This is a genomic window from uncultured Luteimonas sp. (assembly GCF_947492465.1).
GTDB lineage: Bacteria > Pseudomonadota > Gammaproteobacteria > Xanthomonadales > Xanthomonadaceae > Luteimonas.
On record NZ_CANLNF010000001.1, the window covers coordinates 585440 to 602794 of the forward strand.

Sequence of the window (17355 nt, forward strand, 5' to 3'; positions counted from 1 at the left end):
ATCTGCGGCTGCACGGCCTTGTCCCGTCCCAGCGCCCCTGTCGGCGCTCCGCATCGATCCGGTGCGCCCGCGGCGCTTGCATCGCCCCCCGCCGGGCCCCATAAACCCACGGTGGGCGGTCGCGCCGCCCGTCCCGTCGTTTCCTGGAATCCCGCAATGACCGATCGACCCCGTAGCGACTCGCTGGAACTGCCCGTGCTGCCCCTGCGCGACGTGGTGGTGTTCCCGCACATGGTGATCCCGCTGTTCGTCGGCCGGGACAAGTCGATCCGCGCGCTCGACATCGCGATGGAGGGCGACAAGCGGATCCTGCTGGTCGCGCAGAAGTCCGCCGAAACCGACGATCCGGACGGCGACGACCTGCATCCGATCGGCACGCTGGCCCAGGTGTTGCAGCTGCTCAAGCTGCCGGACGGCACCATCAAGGTGCTGGTCGAGGGCGTGTCGCGCGTGCGCGTGTCGCAGGTGCGCGAGGTCGACGGCACGCTGGCGGGCGTGGGCGACGTGATCGAACCGGTCGAGAGCCGAGACGAGCGCGAGGTCGAGGCGATCGCGCGTTCGCTGGTCTCCCTGTTCGAGCAGTACGTCAAGACCAATCGCAAGCTGCCGCCGGAACTGATGCAGACCCTGGCCGGCATCGACGAGCCCGGCCGCCTGGCCGACATCGTCGCCGCGCACCTGGGCGTGCGCCTGGCCGAGAAGCAGCGCCTGCTTGAAAGCGTGGACACGGCCGAACGGCTGGAGCTGCTGGTGGGCCTGGTCGACGGCGAGATCGACGTGCAGCAGATGGAGAAGCGCATCCGCGGCCGGGTGAAGTCGCAGATGGAGAAGTCGCAGCGCGAGTACTACCTCAACGAACAGATGAAGGCGATCCAGAAGGAGCTGGGCGAGATCGACGAGGCGCCCAACGACCTGGAGGAAATCGCCCGCAAGATCGCCCAGGCCGGCATGCCCAAGCCGGTCGAGACCAAGGCGAAGAACGAGTTCAACAAGCTCAAGCAGATGTCGCCGATGTCGGCCGAGGCCGCGGTGGTGCGCAACTACCTGGACTGGCTGCTGGGCGTGCCGTGGAAGAAGCGCAGCAAGGTGCGCAAGGACCTCAAGAGCGCGCAGGAAACCCTCGACGCCGACCATTACGGCCTTGAGAAGGTGAAGGAGCGCATCCTCGAGTACCTCGCCGTGCAGGGGCGCGTGCAGAAGATGAAGGGTCCGATCCTGTGCCTGGTCGGCCCGCCCGGCGTGGGCAAGACCTCGCTCGGCCAGTCCATCGCCAAGGCCACCAACCGCAAGTTCGTGCGCATGGCGCTGGGCGGCGTGCGCGACGAGGCCGAGATCCGCGGCCATCGCCGCACCTACGTCGGTTCGATGCCGGGCCGCATCGTGCAGAACCTCAACAAGGCGGGCACGAAGAATCCGCTGTTCGTGCTCGACGAGATCGACAAGATGTCGATGGACTTCCGCGGCGATCCGTCCTCGGCGCTGCTCGAGGTGCTCGACCCCGAGCAGAACCACACCTTCAACGACCATTACCTGGAGGTCGACCTCGACCTGTCCGAGGTGATGTTCATCGCCACGTCCAACTCGCTCAACATCCCCGGCCCGCTGCTCGACCGCATGGAGGTGATCCGCATCCCGGGTTACACCGAGGAAGAGAAGATCAGCATCGCCACGCGCTACCTCGTGCCCAAGCAGATGAAGGCCAATGGCCTCAAGCCCGAGGAGATCGCCATCGCGACCGACGCGATCCAGGACATCGTGCGCTACTACACGCGCGAGTCCGGCGTGCGCAACCTCGAGCGCGAGATCGCCAAGATCTGCCGCAAGGTGGTCAAGCAGATCGCGCTGGCCGGCCCGAAGAAGGGCAAGGCCAAGGCGGTGAAGGTCGGCGCGGACAACCTCGACAGCTACCTGGGCGTGCGCCGCTTCGACTTCGGCCGTGCCGAGCAGGACAACGAGATCGGCATGGTCACCGGGCTGGCCTGGACCGAGGTCGGCGGCGACCTGCTGCAGATCGAGTCCACCCTGGTTCCGGGCAAGGGCAACCTGATCCTGACCGGCCAGCTCGGCGACGTGATGAAGGAATCGGCCTCGGCTGCGCTGAGCGTGGTGCGTGCGCGTACCGAACGCCTTGGCATCGACGTGGATTTCCTGCAGAAGCAGGACGTGCACGTGCACGTGCCCGATGGCGCCACGCCGAAGGACGGACCGAGCGCCGGCATCGCGATGACGACCGCGCTGGTCTCCACGCTGACCAGGATCCCGGTGCGCGCCGAAGTGGCGATGACCGGCGAGATCACCCTGCGCGGCAAGGTCACCGCGATCGGCGGCCTGAAGGAGAAGCTGCTGGCGGCGCTGCGCGGAGGCATCAGCACGGTGATCATCCCCGAGGAAAACCGCAAGGACCTGGCCGACATCCCGGCCAACGTCACCGACCACATCAACATCGTGCCGGTGAAGTGGATCGACGAGGTGCTCGACCTGGCCCTGGAACGTCCGCTGACGGCGGCAGCCCAGCAGCCGGCCGCGGCGCCTGCACCTGCGCCGGCGGTTCGCCGGCGCAAGGACAAGGCGCCGCGCGCGGACGTCAAGCACTGAGTCCTGGCTGCGCCGCTTCTTCCGGGAGGCGGCGCCGCCGGACGTGCCTGCTCGCGGTCCGAAGGTGGCGACCGGCTTCACGCAGGACTCACGAACTGCAATCGAGCACGATATGGTCCGATCCGGCATCCGCCTGCTGTCGTATTTGGCGGAGCCACCGCGTAAAATGCCGCGGATTCTCAAGCATCCTCATGGCCAGGCGGCGTCGCGGGATTCCCCGTCGACAAACCTGGTCCCCAGCAAGGCGGGCCGCGGTCCGCAATGGAGTGTCCAACATGCCAGTGAACAAGAGTGAATTGATCGACCAGGTCGCCGACAAGGCGGGGCTGTCCAAGGCCGACGCCGGCCGCGCGCTCGACGCGGTGCTCGAAGCGGTGACCGCGGCGCTCAAGCGTGGCGACGCCGTCAACCTGGTCGGCTTCGGTTCCTTCTCGGTCAAGGCCCGGGCTGCGCGCACCGGTCTGAACCCGCGCACCAAGGAGCCGATCGAAATTCCGGCTTCCAACAATCCTGCATTCAAGGCTGGCAAAGCGCTGAAGGATGCAGTAAACTGAGCGGCTCCTGAGTTCCCCAAGTCACCAAGTGCCAAGGGTGCTTAGCTCAGCGGTAGAGCGTCTCCTTTACACGGAGAGGGTCGGGGGTTCGAAACCCTCAGCACCCACCAGGCAAACGGGACGCTGACCGGGGGAAAGGTTTCAAGATCAAAGCGCGGAGCGGTAGTTCAGCTGGTTAGAATGCTGGCCTGTCACGCCGGAGGTCGCGGGTTCGAGTCCCGTCCGCTCCGCCATTCGATACGACGGGCCCTGCAGGAATGCAGGGCCCGTTTTTTTTTGCGCGTGCATTTCGGAGCATCCGTTGCGGTGCGCGGTGGCGGGTACGCCGCACGCGTCGGACAGCAGGGACGCCCGCGCGCCTTTCCATCCGCCCGGCGTTGCCAGAGCAGGGCGAATCCGGGCCGAGGAGCGCTCCACTGGCATCGTCCGGCAGGGTCGGGTGCCCACCCGCCGCGATCTCCGGCGCGGGTACGCTCGCCCACGCCGGCAAGCGGTTAGACTGTGCGGCTACGTCCCGGCTCCGCTTGCCCAATGCTGCAGACTCTCAGAGACAAGATGTCCGGCTGGATCGCGATCGTCATCGTCGCGCTCCTGGCCATTCCGTTCGCGTTCTTCGGCATGGAGCAGTACCTGTTCCAGAGCGGCGCCAACTATGCCGCCAAGGTCGAAGTGCAGCCGTCGTGGTGGCGCAGCGCGCCCGACTGGTGGCTGGTACGTCGGCTGGCCTGGGAATCGGAGGAGGTCAGCCCCGAGGAATTCCGCGAGGCCTTCGAGGCCGAACGCCAGCGCCGCCGCCAGGTCGAGGGCGAAGCCTTCGACGCACGCGCGTTCGAATCGCCCGAGACCAAGCGCGAGGTGCTCGAGGCACTGATCGACCGCAAGGTGCTCCAGCTCGCCGCGGTGCGCGACGGCATGGCGGTCGGCGATTCGCGCGTGCGCGAAGCCATCGAGGGCATCCAGGCGTTCCAGGTCGATGGCCGCTTCGACGAGCAGCGCTACCTGCTGACGCTGCAGTCGCAGGGCTATTCGCCACGCGCTTTCCAGGAGATGGTGCGCGAGGACCTGCAGGCCGGGCTGCTGGCCGGCCAGGTCGCCCGATCCGCGTTCACCACGCCGTCCGAGACCGATCGCGTCATGGCCCTGCTGGGCGAGCGCCGCGACGTGGCCTTCGTCGTGCTGCCTGCGCCCGAGCCGGATACCGGCGCGGTGGCGGCGGCGGAAATCCAGGCCTGGTACGACGCCCATCGCGACGAATACCGCGCGCCGGAACAGGTGACGCTGGAGTACGTGGAACTCGACTCGAGTTCGCTGCCAGCCGCGCCCGAACCCGACGAAGCCACCCTGCGCCAGCGCTACGAGCAGGAGAAGGCGCGTTTCGTCGAACCCGAGCAGCGCCTGGTGTCGCACATCCTGGTGCCGGTGGAAGAGGGTGCGGACGAATCCGCGCAGCAGGCGGCCGAAGCGAAGGCGCGACAGATCGCCGAACAGGCGCGCGCAGCGGGCGCGGACTTCGCCGAGCTGGCGCGCGCCAATCCGGGCGACCCGGGCTCGGCCGCCAACGGTGGCGACCTGGGCTGGGTGCGCCGCGACGGCGGCATGGTCAAACCGTTCGAGGACGCGGTGTTCGCCGCCGAGGCCGGCAGCGTCAGCGATCCGGTCCGCAGCGAGTTCGGTTGGCACGTGATCCAGCTGCGCGAGGTGCGGACCGGACACCAGGTGCCGTTCGAGCAGGTGCGCGAGACGCTGGCGCAGGAACAGGCGCAGGCCGATCGCGAGCGCGCGTTCAACGACCTGGTCGGCGGCTTCGTCGACGAGGTCTACCGCAATCCCACCGAGCTCACCGCGGCGGCGAAGAAGGCCGGCCTGCAGGTGCAGACCGCAGGTCCGATCGCGCGGGGCGAGGGCGAAGGCGTGCTTGCGGTGCCCGCGGTGCAGCGTGCGGCGTTCTCCGAGAGCCTGGTGCAGGACAACACTGCCAGCGATCCGATCGAAGTCGGCCCGGACCGCAGCGTGATCATCCGCGTGACCAAGCACGAACCCGAGCGCGCGCTGGCCGTGGGCGAGGCGCGCGAGCGAATCGTCGCCGCCATCCGCGCGGACCGCGCGTCCAGGCGCGTACAGGCGCAGGCCGAGGCGATGGTGGAGAAGCTGAAGGCCGGCGAGACGCTGCAGTCGCTGGCGGACGCCGCCTCGTTGCAGCTGCGCGACCTGCAGGGCATGCCGCGCGGTACCCCGGTACCGGACGAGGCGGCCGCCGAAGCCTATTTCCGCGCGCCTGCGCCCGAGGAAGGCAAGGTCTCGCCCGGACAGGTGGCGCTGTCCGACGGCAGCGTGGTGGTGTTCGCGATCTCCAAGGTGACCCCGGGCGATGGCTCCGAGGCCAGCGACGCCGAGCGCGACATGTTCGTCCAGCAGATGGCGGCCATGGTCGGCAGCGAAGACGCGCAGACGCTGCAGCGTGCGCTGCGCCGGCAGATGAAGGTGACGGTGGTGGAGTCGAAGCTGTAGGCCCACGCTCCCGGACGCAGAAAAGGCCCGGTTCGACCGGGCCTTTTTTGCTTCCGAAACCCGGGGGACCCGGGCGACCGGGGATCCCGCGCATGACCGGGTGGTCCGGCAATGCGAAGGATCGTCTGGACTCGCGCCGCGTGCGGGCTGTCGTGCCCGGACGCGACCTGGCCCCGCCTTACTCGCTGGCGTCCAGCCCGGTCATGCCGACGATGCTGTAGCCGCCGTCGACGTAGGTGACCTCGCCGGTGATGCCCGAGGCCAGGTCCGAACACAGGAAGGCGGCGGCGTTGCCGACATCCTCGATGGTGACCGTGCGGCGGATGGGGGCATTGGCCTCGACGTGGCCCAGGATCTTGCGGAAGCCGCCGATGCCGGCCGCGGCCAGGGTCTTGATCGGGCCGGCGGAGATCGCGTTGACGCGGATGCCCTCCGGGCCGAGGTTGAGCGCGAGGTAGCGCACGCTGGCTTCCAGCGCCGCCTTGGCCACGCCCATCACGTTGTAGCTGGGCAGGGTGCGCACCGCGCCCAGATAGCTCAGGGTGAGGATCGCACCCTGCCGGCCCTGCATCAGCGGACGCGCGCCCTTGGCCAGCGCCGACAGCGAGTACGCCGAGATGTCGTGCGCCATCGCGAAGTTCTCGCGGGTCAGGCCGTCGAGGAACTCGCCGGCGATCGCTTCGCGTGGCGCGTAGGCGATGGCGTGGACGAGGATGTCGAAGCCGTCGCTCCAGTGCTTGCCGAGATCGTCGAACAGCGCGGCGATCTGCGCATCGTCGGTGACGTCGAGCGGGAACACCGGGCCGCCGCCGAGCTTGCCGGCCGCATCCTCGACGCGGGATTTCAGCTTCTCGTTCTGGTAGGTGAAGGCCAGTTCCGCGCCTTCGCGGTGCATCGCCTCGGCAATGCCGTTGGCGATCGAACGCTGGCTGGCGATGCCGGTGATGAGTGCGCGCTTGCCCTGCAGGAAACCCATGGATGACTCGCGATATGGACCGGCCGCTATTCTGCCATGACCGCTGCGGCCGCCCCGGCGGCCCCGGTGGGATCCAGCGAGAGCACCATGCCCGGGCGCAGCACGCTGCGCGCATCCAGGCCGTTGCGCGCCAGCAGGTCGGCCACGCGCAGCCCATGGCGGCGGGCGATGCTCCACGGCGATTCGCCGCGCGCCACCACATGGGTACGTGCCGGCGCGGGTTCGAGCAGAGCCGATGCGTCGGCCATTGCGTCGGAGATGTCGGTGTCGCTGGCCGGGGCCGGCCTCGAGGCCATCGCCGTCGCCTGCGTGGCCGGCAGCAGGACCCGCGGGTTGCCGCCCGTGCGGGCGATGCGGCCGTGGCCGTGGACGGGATTCAGGCGGCGCAGCAGGACCGGGTCGGCGCCGTGCTCGCGCGCCAGCGCGTCGAGCGAGGCCACCTGCGCGGGGACCGTGGCCGCGGTCAGCACCGGCACCGGCCGGTCCAGCGCCTGCAGCCAGTCCTGGCCGTCGCCAGCCTCGGCGAGAATGCACGACAGCGCCTGCAGCTTGCGCACGTAGGCCTGGGTGATCTGCGGCATCGGCAGGGCGCCCGGGTCGGCGGCGGCCGGACGCTGTCCCGCCTTTCGCAGGGCTCCCAGCACGCGGTATTCGCCAGCGTTGTAGGCCATCACCGCCAGGCGCCAGTCGCCGGCGAACATCCCGTGCAGGGTACGCAGGTAGCGCACCGCGGCCTCGGTCGAATCCACCGGCGAGAGGCGGCCGTCATAGCCTGCGCGCACCGGCACCTTGTGGTTGCGCGCGGTCAGCGCGATGAACTGCCACAAGCCGGCCGGCCCCTGCGGCGAACGCGCGCCGGGCCGGTAGCCGCTTTCCACGAACGGGATCAGCGCGTATTCGGTGGGCAGGTGCACTTCGCGCAGCCGGTCCACCACGTAGCCGAACAGCGGCAGGACGTCGCTGCCCGGAGCGACGAACTGGCCGGGCGCATGGGCGAAGTGGCGCCGCCAGCGGTCGCTGGCATCGGCCGCGCAGGCCTGGTCGGACAGGCCCTCGCGGAACCTGCGGTAGATGTCCAGGCCGCTGCGCGTCCCGGACGGCAGGGCGAGGAGCCCGGCGCCGGGCGGGGTGGACGTCGCGGCCTGGGCGACTGCCGTGTCGGCGGGATCCGTGGAGACCTCGATCCCGGCTGGCGTCCGGGCGATGGCTGGCGCACCTTCAGGCTGCAGCGCCGCGTCGTCCCCCGCGCGCGCCGGGCCAGCCAGCGCGCACAGCAGCGCGAGGCCCCCGGCCAGGGTCCGCGCCCTCATGCGCGGAAGCCGTCCTTCCAGCGCCGCAGCGCGGCGAAGGCGTCTGGCCGGTCGTGCCCCGCGGCCGGTTCGCGCGCGGCCAGCGCGGTGCGCACGGCGGGCGCATCGATCCGCAGGAACGGGTTGCAGGCCAGCTCCTGGGCCAGGGTCGAGGGAACGGTGGGCTGTGCGGCGTGGCGCATGGCGATGGCCTCTTCGTGGCGACGCCGGAGCGCCGCGTTGTCGGGATCGACCACGCGCGCGAAGGCGGCGTTGGCCAGGGTGTATTCGTGCCCGCAGCAGACCAGGGTCGCGGCAGGCAGGGCGGAGAGCCGGTCCATGGCGCCGAGCATCTCGCGGGGCGTACCTTCGAACAGGCGCCCACAGCCGAGGCTGAACAGGGTATCACCGCAGAACAGCAGCCCCTGGCCGTGGAAGGCGACATGGCTGGCCGTATGGCCCGGCACGGCGAGCACGTCGAAGGCCCACGGCCCGGCCTGGAGGCGGTCGCCGTCGCCGACGGGATGGTCGACGATCCCGGCGATGCGCGGGTCCGCGGGGCCGTACACGGGCACCCAGGGCCAGCGCCGACGCAGTTCGGCGACGCCCGCCACGTGGTCGCCATGGTGGTGGGTCAGCAGGATCGCCTCCGGCGCAAGGCTGCCGCCGGCAACCGCCAGGACCGGGCCGGCGTCGCCGGGATCGACCACCAGCCAGCGGCCGTCCGGGGCTGCCAGGTGCCAGATGTAGTTGTCGTCCAGCGCGGGGAGCGCGGTGAGCTTCATCGGCGGGTCGGGGTCCGGCTGCCTTTAGAATGGCGACCATGCCCGCCCAGCTCCCGGTCCGTCAAACGGACGCCACCCCCGTCCACGACTGGTTCCTGACCGATGCCGGCCGCGCCGTGCTCGCCAGCGAGGACGACACGGTCGACCTGGCGCTGTCCGACCGCCCCGGGCTGCCCTGGCTGTGGTGCGGCCCGGTGGCGCGCACCCCCGAAGGTCCGGGCCGCGGCCTCTACCTGGCGGCGCAGGGCGGGGACCGCTGGCAGGGCCGGATCGCCTGCGGGCTGCCCCTGCCGCTGCCCAGCGAGGCCTTCGCCACGGTGGTCCTGCAGCACGTGACGCGGCCGGAAGGGGCCTGCGGCGCCGCCCTGCTGGACGAGGCGGCGCGGCTGCTGGTGAACGGCGGGCGGCTGTGGCTGTTCGTGCTCAACCCGCTGGCGCCGTACCGCTGGCGCTGGCGCGGCTGCGGGATCGGCGCCTCCGAGCCGCTGGCCTGGCGCAGGCGCCTGCGCCGTGCCGGCCTGGTGCCCGACGCGGTGTCGCAGGGCATCGGCCCGAACTGGACCATGCAGGTCTCGCCGGTGCCGCAGCAGGGGCCGGGCCTGCGCGCGGCCTACCTGCTGCGCGCCGAGAAGCGCGCCATCCCGCTGACCCCGGTGCGCTCGCGACGGGTCATGCCGCTCGCGCACGGAGCGCCGGCCGCATGACCGTGGGCATCCATACCGACGGCGCCTGCCTGGGCAATCCCGGCCCCGGCGGCTGGGCGGCGCTGCTGCGCTACGGCGAGAAGGAGCGCGAGGTGGTGGGCGGCGAGCCGCTGACCACCAACAACCGCATGGAGCTGATGGCCGCGATCGCCGCGCTGGAAACGCTCAGCCGCCCATGCGAGGTGGTGCTGCACACCGACTCCCAGTACGTGCGCCAGGGCATCACCCTGTGGATGCCGAACTGGGTCCGGCGCGGCTGGAAGACCTCCGGTGGCGACCCGGTCAAGAACCGCGACCTGTGGGAGCGCCTGCACGAGGCCTGCCGCCGCCACAGCATCGACTGGCGCTGGGTGAAGGGACATTCCGGCGACCCCGACAACGAACGCGTCGACGTGCTGGCGCGCGACGAGGCGATCCGCCAGCGCGCCGCCGGCCAGCTGGCGCCGCTGCGCGAACCCGTGCGCCGCCCCGGCTGAGTTCGACCGCCCGCAACTTCCTTCCGTCCATCCAGTCCAGATCCCGAGCCTGCCTGCACATGCGCCACATCATCCTCGACACCGAAACCACCGGCCTGGAATGGAAGAAGGGCAACCGGGTGGTGGAAATCGGCTGCGTCGAGCTGATCGAACGGCGCCCGACCGGCCGCACGTTCCACAAGTACCTCAACCCCGACCGCGAGTTCGAGATGGGCGCGCAGGAGGTGACGGGACTGACCCTGGAGTTCCTGGCCGACAAGCCGCGCTTCGCTGAGATCGTCGACGAGTTCCTCGCCTTCGTCGATGGCGCGGAACTGGTGATCCATAACGCCGCCTTCGACATGGGCTTCCTGGAATACGAACTGTCGCGGCTGGGCGCGGACTACCGGCCGCTGCGCGAACGGGTCACCGTGCTCGATTCGCTGGAACTGGCGCGGCAGCGTTACCCGGGCCAGCGCAACTCACTCGACGCGCTGTGCCGGCGCCTGGGCGTGGACAACTCGCACCGCCAGCTGCACGGCGCGCTGCTCGACGCCCAGCTGCTGGCCGAAGCCTGGCTGGCGCTCACCTCGGGCCAGGGTGAGATCGGCTTCGCCGCCGCCGAACCGGCGGCCGGGGCGCGGTCGGGCCGCTTCGCGCTGCCCGCGTCGGCCACCGGGCCGCGGCCCTTGATCAAGGTGTCCGCGCAGGAACTCGCGCTGCACGAAGCGCGGGTCGAGGCGATCCGGCGCAAGGCCGGCAGCAGCGTGTGGGACCTGGCGGAGGCGGTCGAACCCGAGGCGATCGCCGCGGTCGGCTGACGTCGGTCGGCCGGCGCATCCCCGGGCGGAACGCGTCCATCGCGGACGCGGCACGTCGACGGCGGACGCACTCGGCGCCCGCGCCGCTCAGTGGCTGCGCACCAGCACCACGGTAACGTTGTCCGAACCGCCGCCGTCGAGCGCGGCCGCGACCAGGCCGTCCACGCATTCCTGCGCGCTGCACTCGGTGTGGCCGAGCACGCGCGAGATGGCGCGGTCGTCCACCTCTTCGGTCAGCCCGTCGCTGCACAGCAGCAGCTGCGAGCCGGGGGCGAGTTCGCCGGACAGGGTTTCGACGTTGAGCGCCTGCGGATCGGTGACCCCCAGCGCCTGGGTGACCACATTGCGATGCGGGTGGCTGCGCGCCTGGTCGATGCTGATCGCGCCCTGGGCGATGAGCTCCTGCACGTAGCTGTGGTCGTGCGAGAGCTGGGCCAGCTTGCCCTCGCGCCACAGGTAGGCGCGGCTGTCGCCTACCCAGGCCACTTCGAAGCGGCGCCCGGTGACGCGGGCGGCGACCACGGTGGTGCCCATCGGCAGGGCGTCGCTGCGCTGGCGCGAGGCGCGGATGATCTCCTCGTCGGCGATGCGGATCGCCTGCTGCAGCGGGGTGCCCTGGCGGGTTTCGCGGACGATCGTCTCGCGCGCCAGCGCGCTGGCGACCTCGCCGTACTCGTGGCCACCCATGCCGTCGGCCACCAGCCACAGCCCCAGCTCGCTGTCGCCGTAGTAGGTGTCCTCGTTCAGTTCCCGCCGCAGGCCGACGTGGGTGAGGTGTCCGAATTCAATCATGCGTTGCGCGTCGGCGGGGCGGACTGGCGGGGGATTGTGCTTGGGAACGGCGAAAGCGGCAGCGGCAGGTCAGCCGCCTTCACATCGCTGGCGGGAACTGGCGGCCGGTACGCTAGCAAGCCGCGGGTGAACGCCCCATGGCGACTGCGCTCAACCCTGCCCGGGCCGCAACTGCAGCGTGTGGGTGGCCGGCCCCGGCAGGAACGGCGTTGGCCGGCCGTGGACCCAGTCGTCGTGCCCCGCGCCCCAGAACGGCGAGAGCGGATGGCCGCTCTGCCCGCCGGGCATGTGCATCAGCCCGGCCTCCTCATGCCCGGGGGCGACTACCATGCGCTGCGAGGCGCCAAAGGCCGGCCCCTGCACCCGCGGCATCATCGCGTCGCCCGGCAGCGGCTCGGCGGGCATGCACAGCAGCCGCCGCCCCAGCGGCAGGGAGCCGGCCAGTGGATGGCAGATCGCGGCGGTATTGCGTTCGCCCCAGCTGCGTTCGTGCAGTGGACCCTGGCGGGCGAGTTCGTCGCGGACCTGCCGGGCGGCGTCCTCGAACAGCGCCTGCCAGGATTCGAACCGCCTGGGCAGCAGGTGCGGCGGCCGCTGCTGCACCAGTGGCCAGGCCACGCCCTCGAACTGGGGAAAGCCCGGTGCCTCGAATTCCTCGCCCATGGCGGCCTTGGCGGGCGCCAGCAGGCCGTCGAGCAGACGCTCGTGCACCGCCAGGCGCCAGGCGCGGACGATGCGGTAGCTGGCCGACTCGACGCTGGCGCGGCCTTCCCAGTGTTCCGCCGCACCGGCCAGCGCGTGCAGCGCCGGCTGCGCGTCGTCGTCCAGCGAGCGCAGCAGTTGCCACCAGCGGGCCATGAGCACGGCGCGGTCGTCGAGCTGGATGGCCAGCAGGTCGGCTTCGGTGAAGCGGTCGCGCGCCTGCAGTGCATCGCGGATCTGCGCGGCGCGGGCGCCGAGCGCGTAGCCGCCGTTGCCGACCCGGGCCAGGTCCTCGCCGCCCAGGGTGCGGGCATTGGCGGTCCACAGCCGGTCGAACGCGGGGGAGGCGGCGAGTGGCGAGGCATCGGTGGCCAGGGACCACGGCGGGCAGGCCGTGGGGCCGCCGGACCCGGCGGCGGGTGCGAGCGGCTGGCTGTCCTCGCCGGTAATCGCCACCGGCGCCGGCGCCGCGGGATCGCAGACGGATGCGCGCGCCGGCAGCGGCCCCAGCAGGCGCCAGGCGATCCGCCCCCGGCGATCGCCGATCACCAGGTTCTGGGTCGGCACGCCGGCGCGGTCGGCCAGCGCGAGCGCCGCGTCCAGATCGGCCGCGCGCGCGAAGTCGGCCAGCGCCAGGTTCACCGAGCCGGGCAGGTGCGCGGTCCAGCGCAGGCTCAGCAGCCGGCCGTCGGGCAGGTCGTGCAGGACCGGTCCCCAGCGCGTTTCCCGCACATCGAGCGCCACCGGTGCGGCGCCGGCGACCCGGATGCGCTCGCGCTGCACCCGCACCGCGGCGCAGGCGGTGGCGTCCTCGCGCAGCACAGTGCCGCCGTCGACACAGGGCGTTTCCAGCGCCCAGTCCAGGTAGTCGCCATAGCTGTTGGTATAGCCCCAGGCCACGTGCCCGTTGCTGCCGACGATCACCGCCGGCAGGCCGGGCAGGGTGACGCCCTGCACGTCGACGCGGCCGCCGGGCGCATCCGCGTCGGGCCAGCGCAGGCGCGCGCGGAACCACAGGTTGGGCGCGCGCAGGCCCAGGTGCATGTCGTCGGCCACGATCGCGCGGCCGTCGCCGGTCAGCGCGCCGGACACGGCGAAATTGTTGCTGCCCGGGCGCAGGTCGGTCGCGTGGCGCGAGGCGCGTGCCGGGCCGTACGGACGGGGCGGGCCCACTGTGGCGACCGCGTCCGCCGCGGCGGTGCCGGGCATCGCCAGAGCACGCAGGTCCACCTCGCTGGCCGGGGGCAGCGCCGCGTCGCCGAAGGCGTCGCCGGCCAGCGGCGCATCCCAGCTGCTGCCCGGATGGGTGAGCAGGGCCAGGAGCGGCGCCGGCAGGTGCGGCCTGAGCTTCCACAGCGCGAGCTCATCGGCGTTCGACGCGTCCTGCAGGTCGAAGTACATGGCGTATCCCGCCAGGGCGGTGTCGGCAGGGCGCCAGGGCTGTGGCTGCTGGCGCAGCAACAGGTACGGCCAGGGGCGCGTACGCAGTGCTGCCAGTCCGGCGTTGACGCCATCGGCATAGGCCTGGAGCTGCGGCATCCGGGTGCCGGCAATGGCGTCCAGATTGGCCTCGACGCGCGCACGCATGCGGTGCACGCGATGGCGGCGGTCGAGATCGAGGGCGACCTCGCCGAACAGCTCCGCCAGTTCCCCCGCGGAGGTGCGCCGCAACAGGTCCATCTCGAAATAGCGCTCCTGCGCGTGCACGTAGCCGAGCGCGCGCAGGGCATCGGCTTCGCTGCGCGCGTCGATGGTGACCACGCCCAGTGCGTCGCGCTGCACGCTGACCGGCGCCGACAGCCCCGCCAGCGCCAGTTCGCCGTCGAGCGTCGGCAGGCTGCCGCGCAGCAGCCACCACGCCAGCCCGGCCAGCAGCAGCGCCAGCGCAAGCGCCAGCAGCCCGATCCGCGTCAGCCATCGCACCATCGTCGTCCGTCCCCCGCGCATGAGCCGCGACTCTAGCGGATCGGGTCGCGCTCGCGCCGCGCACCCGGATAGGCGCGTGGCGGCGGGCGGGGTCTAATGGCGGGCGCCGTCGGGAGGAGTGGAGTGGGTTCGAAACTGCGGGGGATGCTGCTGGCCATCGTCGTGGCGGTGCTGGCCTGGTCGTTCTGGCGCGACGCCGGCTGGCTGCAGCTCTGCGCCGGGCTGGCGATCTTCCTGTTCGGCATGCAGTGCCTGGAGGAAGGCTTGCGCCAGCTGGCCGGGGGCCGCCTCGAGCAGCTGCTCGCGCGCAGCACCGGCACCCCGGCGCGGGGCCTGCTGTTCGGCATCGGCGGGACGGTGGTGCTGCAGTCGAGCACGCTGGTGTCGCTGCTCACCATCGCGTTCATCAGCTCCGGGCTGATCGGACTCGGCGGCGGGCTGGCGATCATCTTCGGCGCGAACCTGGGCGCGACCAGCGGCATCTGGCTGCTGGCGCTGGCCGGGCACGACTTCAGCCTGTCGCCCCTGGCGCTGCCGCTGCTGGTGTTCGGGGTGCTGGCCGGATTCACCGGCCCGCGCGGCCGCGCGGCCGGACGCGTGGTGCTGGGCATCGCGTTCGTGTTCCTGGGCATCGACCAGGTCAAGTCCGGCTTCGCCGCCTTTGGCGGACACCTCGACCTGGCCGCAATGCCGGTCGAGGGCGTCCGCGGGGTACTGCTGTTCGCCCTGGCCGGCTTGGCCGCCACGGTGGTGCTGCAGTCCAGCCACGCGACCCTGATGCTGATCCTGGCTGCGCTGGCGGCCGGCCAGCTCGAGCTGGGGCCGGCGCTGGCGCTGGCCATCGGCTCAAACGTGGGCAGCAGCGTGAGCACCGGCGTGGTCGGCGCGCTCGGCGGCAACCGCAGCGGCCAGCGCCTGGCGCTGGCGCACGTGCTGTTCAATGTCGCGACCGCGCTGCTGGCGCTGGCGCTGCTGTCGCCCCTGACCTGGCTGGTGCTCGCGGCCTCCGGCCTCGCCGGCTTCGGCGCCAATACGCTGCTGCAGCTGGCGCTGTTCCATACCTTGTTCAACGCGATCGGCGTGGCGCTGTTTTGGCCCTGGCAGGGGCGGCTGGCGCACTGGCTGCAGCGTTGGCTGCCCGAGCGCGCCGAACCGGTGCCGGTGGCCGCCAACAGGCCCGCCAGCGACGGCCCGCTCCGCGCCCGCCACCTCAGCGGCCAGGCGCTGGACTCGGCCGACGCCGCGGCCGCGGCGGTGGCGCTGGAACTTCGCCACCTCGGCGCGCTCAGCCTGGAGGTGATCTGCCGCGCGCTCGGCCTGCCGCTCGCCGGCCCGTCGTCGCCGGTGCCGGACGACGCCCGGCTCTCGGAACGACCGCCGGACGACTGCCCCGATGCCGAGGCGCTGTACCGGCAGCGCGTCAAGGGCGTGTACGCCGACCTGCTCGCCTTCATGGGTCGCATCGAGGTGCCGATGGACGAGGAGCACCAGCGCTTCTGGACCCAGGGCCAGATGGCGGCGGCGCAGATGGTCGAGGCGGTGAAGGACGCCAAGCACCTGCAGAAGAACCTGCTGCCGCGCCTGCGCGGCGAGGACGCGCCGCTGCGCCAGGCCTACGTGGCGCTGCGCCGCCACCTGTTCGGACAGATGCGCGCCCTGTACGGCTCCGGCGACGACCCCACGAGGCGGGCACGGACCGCGCGACGCGATGCGCTGGAGGCGCAGGCCGTCCGCTTCGAAACCGGCTTCCGTCACCGGATCCTGGCGATGGTGGGGCACGGCGAGCTGGACGGACTGCAGGCTGCCTCGCTGCTCAACGACCTGGGCTACGTCGAGCGCATCGACCGCAACCTGCGCGGGCTCGTGCTCGCCGAAGAGCCCGGCTCGCTGCGCGCGCTGCGGCGGCTGGCGCGCGCGGCCGGGGCCGCGAAGGGAGGACACGATGTCGCAGGGGAGGTGGCCGAGAATGGGAACTGATCTTGCTCTCATCCCTCATCGTGCGCAGCGCTTGGGCATACTGGCCGGCATTCCTTCCCCCGGAGCCCCGCGCCATGAAAGGCCAGCCTGAAGTCGTCGACTACCTGAAGTTCCTGCTGCGCGGGGAACTGGCCGCGCGCGACCAGTATTTCCTGCATTCGCGCCGCTACGAGGACCTGGGGCTGCACGCGCTCCACGCGCGGATCAACCACGAGATGGAAGAGGAAACCCAGCACGCCGACGCGCTGCTGCGCAGGATCCTGTTCCTGGAAGGCGAGCCGGACATGCGCCCGGATGCGTTCGAGCCCGGGCGCACGGTCGAGGAGATGCTGCGCAAGGATCTGGAACTCGAATACAAGGTGCGCGACCACCTGGCCAAGGGCATCGCGCTGTGCGAACAGCATGGCGACTACGTCAGCCGGCAGATGCTGGTGGCGCAGCTGCAGGACACCGAGGAAGACCACACACGCTGGCTCGAGCAGCAGCTGCGCCTGATCGCGATGGTGGGCCTGCAGAACTACCAGCAGTCGCGCATGGGCGGCGACGCGCCGCATGCGTGAGCGACGGCGGGTCCGGCGGATCCGCTAGGGCCTGCGCGCGACCCGGTACACGGCGGTGGAGAGCGCCGACACGCCCTCGGCCTGGAACGAGGGTTCGTTGGCCAGGATGTCGCGGCGCTCCAGCAGCGCCACGGTCCAGTCCGGATCCAGGCGGGCGTGGACTTCGGCCTCCTCGACCGGGAACGGCGGTCCGGCCTTCTCCGCCTGCGGATACTCGAGCGTGACCAGCAGCCCGCGGCAGCCGCCGGGCAGGCGCCGCCAGGTCGTGGTGGCGTACACCGCGCGCAGCTCCGGCGGCAGCGCGATCAGCGCGGCGCGGTCGTAGACGCCCGCGCAGTCGGCCAGCAGTTCGCCGGGAATGGCGAAGGCATCGCCGGCGACCAGTTCCCAGGGGCCGGCCACGTAGTGGGTGCCGGCCGGGCTGCTGCGGGTTTCCGGCGTGAGCCCGCGCTCCTCGAAGAACTGCGCGATGGCCAGTTCCGACAGTTCGATGCCGAGCACCCGGTGTCCCTGTCCGGCCAGCCAGACCATGTCCAGCGACTTGCCGCACAGCGGCACGAACACCCGGCTGCCGTGCGCGAGTTCGAGCGATGGCCAGTGCCGGACCAGCAGCGGCAGGGGCACGTCGCGGTGGAATCCGATGCGCCGGCTCCGCCAGCGCTCATGCCAGAAATCGGGTTGCATGGTGGCCTCCGTCGTGTGCCGCATCGA

Annotated in this window: 14 protein-coding genes and 2 tRNA genes; 10 read left to right on the top strand and 6 right to left on the bottom strand. The window is 71.5% G+C overall.

Translation table 11 applies throughout. The annotated features are described in order from the left end of the window. Positions 1–156: 156 nt before the first annotated feature. From lon to Q0863_RS02690, 5 genes are all read left to right on the top strand, one after another. A complete protein-coding gene (gene lon, locus Q0863_RS02670) occupies positions 157–2595 on the top strand; it encodes an endopeptidase La (RefSeq protein ID WP_298574777.1) in 2439 nt (812 codons plus the stop codon). Between the two features lie 275 nt (positions 2596–2870). Then, positions 2871–3149 (top strand): HU family DNA-binding protein, encoded by a 279-nt coding sequence (locus Q0863_RS02675; protein WP_298574779.1) that lies wholly within the window; start codon positions 2871–2873, stop codon positions 3147–3149. Positions 3150–3184: 35 nt separating this feature from the next. Next, a tRNA-Val gene (locus Q0863_RS02680) sits at positions 3185–3259 on the top strand. Positions 3260–3305: 46 nt separating this feature from the next. Then, positions 3306–3382: transfer RNA gene (locus tag Q0863_RS02685), tRNA-Asp, on the top strand. 298 nt (positions 3383–3680) lie between these two features. After that, positions 3681–5657 (top strand): SurA N-terminal domain-containing protein, encoded by a 1977-nt coding sequence (locus tag Q0863_RS02690; RefSeq protein WP_298574780.1) that lies wholly within the window; start codon positions 3681–3683, stop codon positions 5655–5657. A 178-nt stretch (positions 5658–5835) separates the two neighbouring features. Here the strand turns inward: Q0863_RS02690 and Q0863_RS02695 are convergent, their stop codons facing one another. The 3 genes from Q0863_RS02695 to gloB are packed head-to-tail and all read right to left on the bottom strand — an operon-like array spanning position 5836 to position 8707. Further along, entirely contained in the window at positions 5836–6633 is a 798-nt protein-coding gene (locus Q0863_RS02695; RefSeq protein WP_298574782.1) for an enoyl-ACP reductase, read from the bottom strand. A 26-nt stretch (positions 6634–6659) separates the two neighbouring features. Then, positions 6660–7943 (bottom strand): lytic transglycosylase domain-containing protein, encoded by a 1284-nt coding sequence (locus Q0863_RS02700; RefSeq protein ID WP_298574784.1) that lies wholly within the window; start codon positions 7941–7943, stop codon positions 6660–6662. After that, positions 7940–8707, bottom strand: coding sequence for a hydroxyacylglutathione hydrolase (gene gloB / locus Q0863_RS02705; RefSeq protein WP_298574786.1), 768 nt, complete (start codon positions 8705–8707; stop codon positions 7940–7942). Before gloB ends, Q0863_RS02700 begins: the two co-directional genes overlap by 4 nt. A gap of 38 nt (positions 8708–8745) precedes the next feature. On the opposite strand from gloB, the gene Q0863_RS02710 reads away from it, so the two are divergent. Genes Q0863_RS02710 through dnaQ form a run of 3 tightly spaced genes read left to right on the top strand, consistent with a single transcriptional unit; the run spans position 8746 to position 10687 of the window. Further along, positions 8746–9411 (top strand): hypothetical protein, encoded by a 666-nt coding sequence (locus Q0863_RS02710; RefSeq protein WP_298574788.1) that lies wholly within the window; start codon positions 8746–8748, stop codon positions 9409–9411. Further along, positions 9408–9887, top strand: a complete 480-nt coding sequence (gene rnhA, locus Q0863_RS02715; RefSeq protein ID WP_298574790.1) for a ribonuclease HI — start codon at positions 9408–9410, stop codon at positions 9885–9887. Before Q0863_RS02710 ends, rnhA begins: the two co-directional genes overlap by 4 nt. Positions 9888–9946: 59 nt before the next feature. Further along, positions 9947–10687 carry a DNA polymerase III subunit epsilon gene (dnaQ, locus tag Q0863_RS02720; RefSeq protein ID WP_298574792.1) on the top strand — a complete coding sequence of 247 codons (741 nt, stop codon included), beginning with the start codon at positions 9947–9949 and terminating at the stop codon, positions 10685–10687. An 87-nt stretch (positions 10688–10774) separates the two neighbouring features. Here dnaQ and Q0863_RS02725 read toward each other — a convergent pair whose 3' ends face one another. Both Q0863_RS02725 and Q0863_RS02730 read right to left on the bottom strand, forming a co-directional pair. After that, positions 10775–11479 carry a PP2C family serine/threonine-protein phosphatase gene (locus Q0863_RS02725; protein ID WP_298574794.1) on the bottom strand — a complete coding sequence of 235 codons (705 nt, stop codon included), beginning with the start codon at positions 11477–11479 and terminating at the stop codon, positions 10775–10777. A 150-nt stretch (positions 11480–11629) separates the two neighbouring features. Further along, a complete protein-coding gene (locus Q0863_RS02730) occupies positions 11630–14107 on the bottom strand; it encodes a penicillin acylase family protein (protein ID WP_298574796.1) in 2478 nt (825 codons plus the stop codon). A gap of 123 nt (positions 14108–14230) precedes the next feature. Between Q0863_RS02730 and Q0863_RS02735 the strand changes: the two genes are divergently transcribed. Both Q0863_RS02735 and bfr read left to right on the top strand, forming a co-directional pair. After that, positions 14231–16084, top strand: a complete 1854-nt coding sequence (locus Q0863_RS02735) for a Na/Pi symporter (protein WP_298574797.1) — start codon at positions 14231–14233, stop codon at positions 16082–16084. A gap of 74 nt (positions 16085–16158) precedes the next feature. Next, positions 16159–16644: a bacterioferritin gene (gene bfr / locus Q0863_RS02740; RefSeq protein WP_298574799.1), complete on the top strand. Its 486-nt coding sequence runs from the start codon at positions 16159–16161 to the stop codon at positions 16642–16644. A 24-nt stretch (positions 16645–16668) separates the two neighbouring features. On the opposite strand, the gene Q0863_RS02745 is transcribed toward bfr, so the two are convergent. After that, positions 16669–17328, bottom strand: a complete 660-nt coding sequence (locus Q0863_RS02745) for a thiopurine S-methyltransferase (RefSeq protein WP_298574801.1) — start codon at positions 17326–17328, stop codon at positions 16669–16671. Positions 17329–17355: the final 27 nt, after the last annotated feature.

Excerpts from the sequence above, each read along its gene's own strand:
- dnaQ (WP_298574792.1), top strand. The coding sequence starts at position 9,947 with ATGCGCCACATCATCCTCGACACCGAAACCACCGGCCTGGAATGGAAG.
- Q0863_RS02730 (WP_298574796.1), bottom strand. The coding sequence starts at position 14,107 with ATGGTGCGATGGCTGACGCGGATCGGGCTGCTGGCGCTTGCGCTGGCG.
- Q0863_RS02675 (WP_298574779.1), top strand. The coding sequence starts at position 2,871 with ATGCCAGTGAACAAGAGTGAATTGATCGACCAGGTCGCCGACAAGGCG.
- Q0863_RS02695 (WP_298574782.1), bottom strand. The coding sequence starts at position 6,633 with ATGGGTTTCCTGCAGGGCAAGCGCGCACTCATCACCGGCATCGCCAGC.
- Q0863_RS02700 (WP_298574784.1), bottom strand. The coding sequence starts at position 7,943 with ATGAGGGCGCGGACCCTGGCCGGGGGCCTCGCGCTGCTGTGCGCGCTG.
- Q0863_RS02690 (WP_298574780.1), top strand. The coding sequence starts at position 3,681 with ATGCTGCAGACTCTCAGAGACAAGATGTCCGGCTGGATCGCGATCGTC.
- Q0863_RS02745 (WP_298574801.1), bottom strand. The coding sequence starts at position 17,328 with ATGCAACCCGATTTCTGGCATGAGCGCTGGCGGAGCCGGCGCATCGGA.
- rnhA (WP_298574790.1), top strand. The coding sequence starts at position 9,408 with ATGACCGTGGGCATCCATACCGACGGCGCCTGCCTGGGCAATCCCGGC.
- Q0863_RS02710 (WP_298574788.1), top strand. The coding sequence starts at position 8,746 with ATGCCCGCCCAGCTCCCGGTCCGTCAAACGGACGCCACCCCCGTCCAC.
- lon (WP_298574777.1), top strand. The coding sequence starts at position 157 with ATGACCGATCGACCCCGTAGCGACTCGCTGGAACTGCCCGTGCTGCCC.
- gloB (WP_298574786.1), bottom strand. The coding sequence starts at position 8,707 with ATGAAGCTCACCGCGCTCCCCGCGCTGGACGACAACTACATCTGGCAC.
- bfr (WP_298574799.1), top strand. The coding sequence starts at position 16,159 with ATGAAAGGCCAGCCTGAAGTCGTCGACTACCTGAAGTTCCTGCTGCGC.
- Q0863_RS02725 (WP_298574794.1), bottom strand. The coding sequence starts at position 11,479 with ATGATTGAATTCGGACACCTCACCCACGTCGGCCTGCGGCGGGAACTG.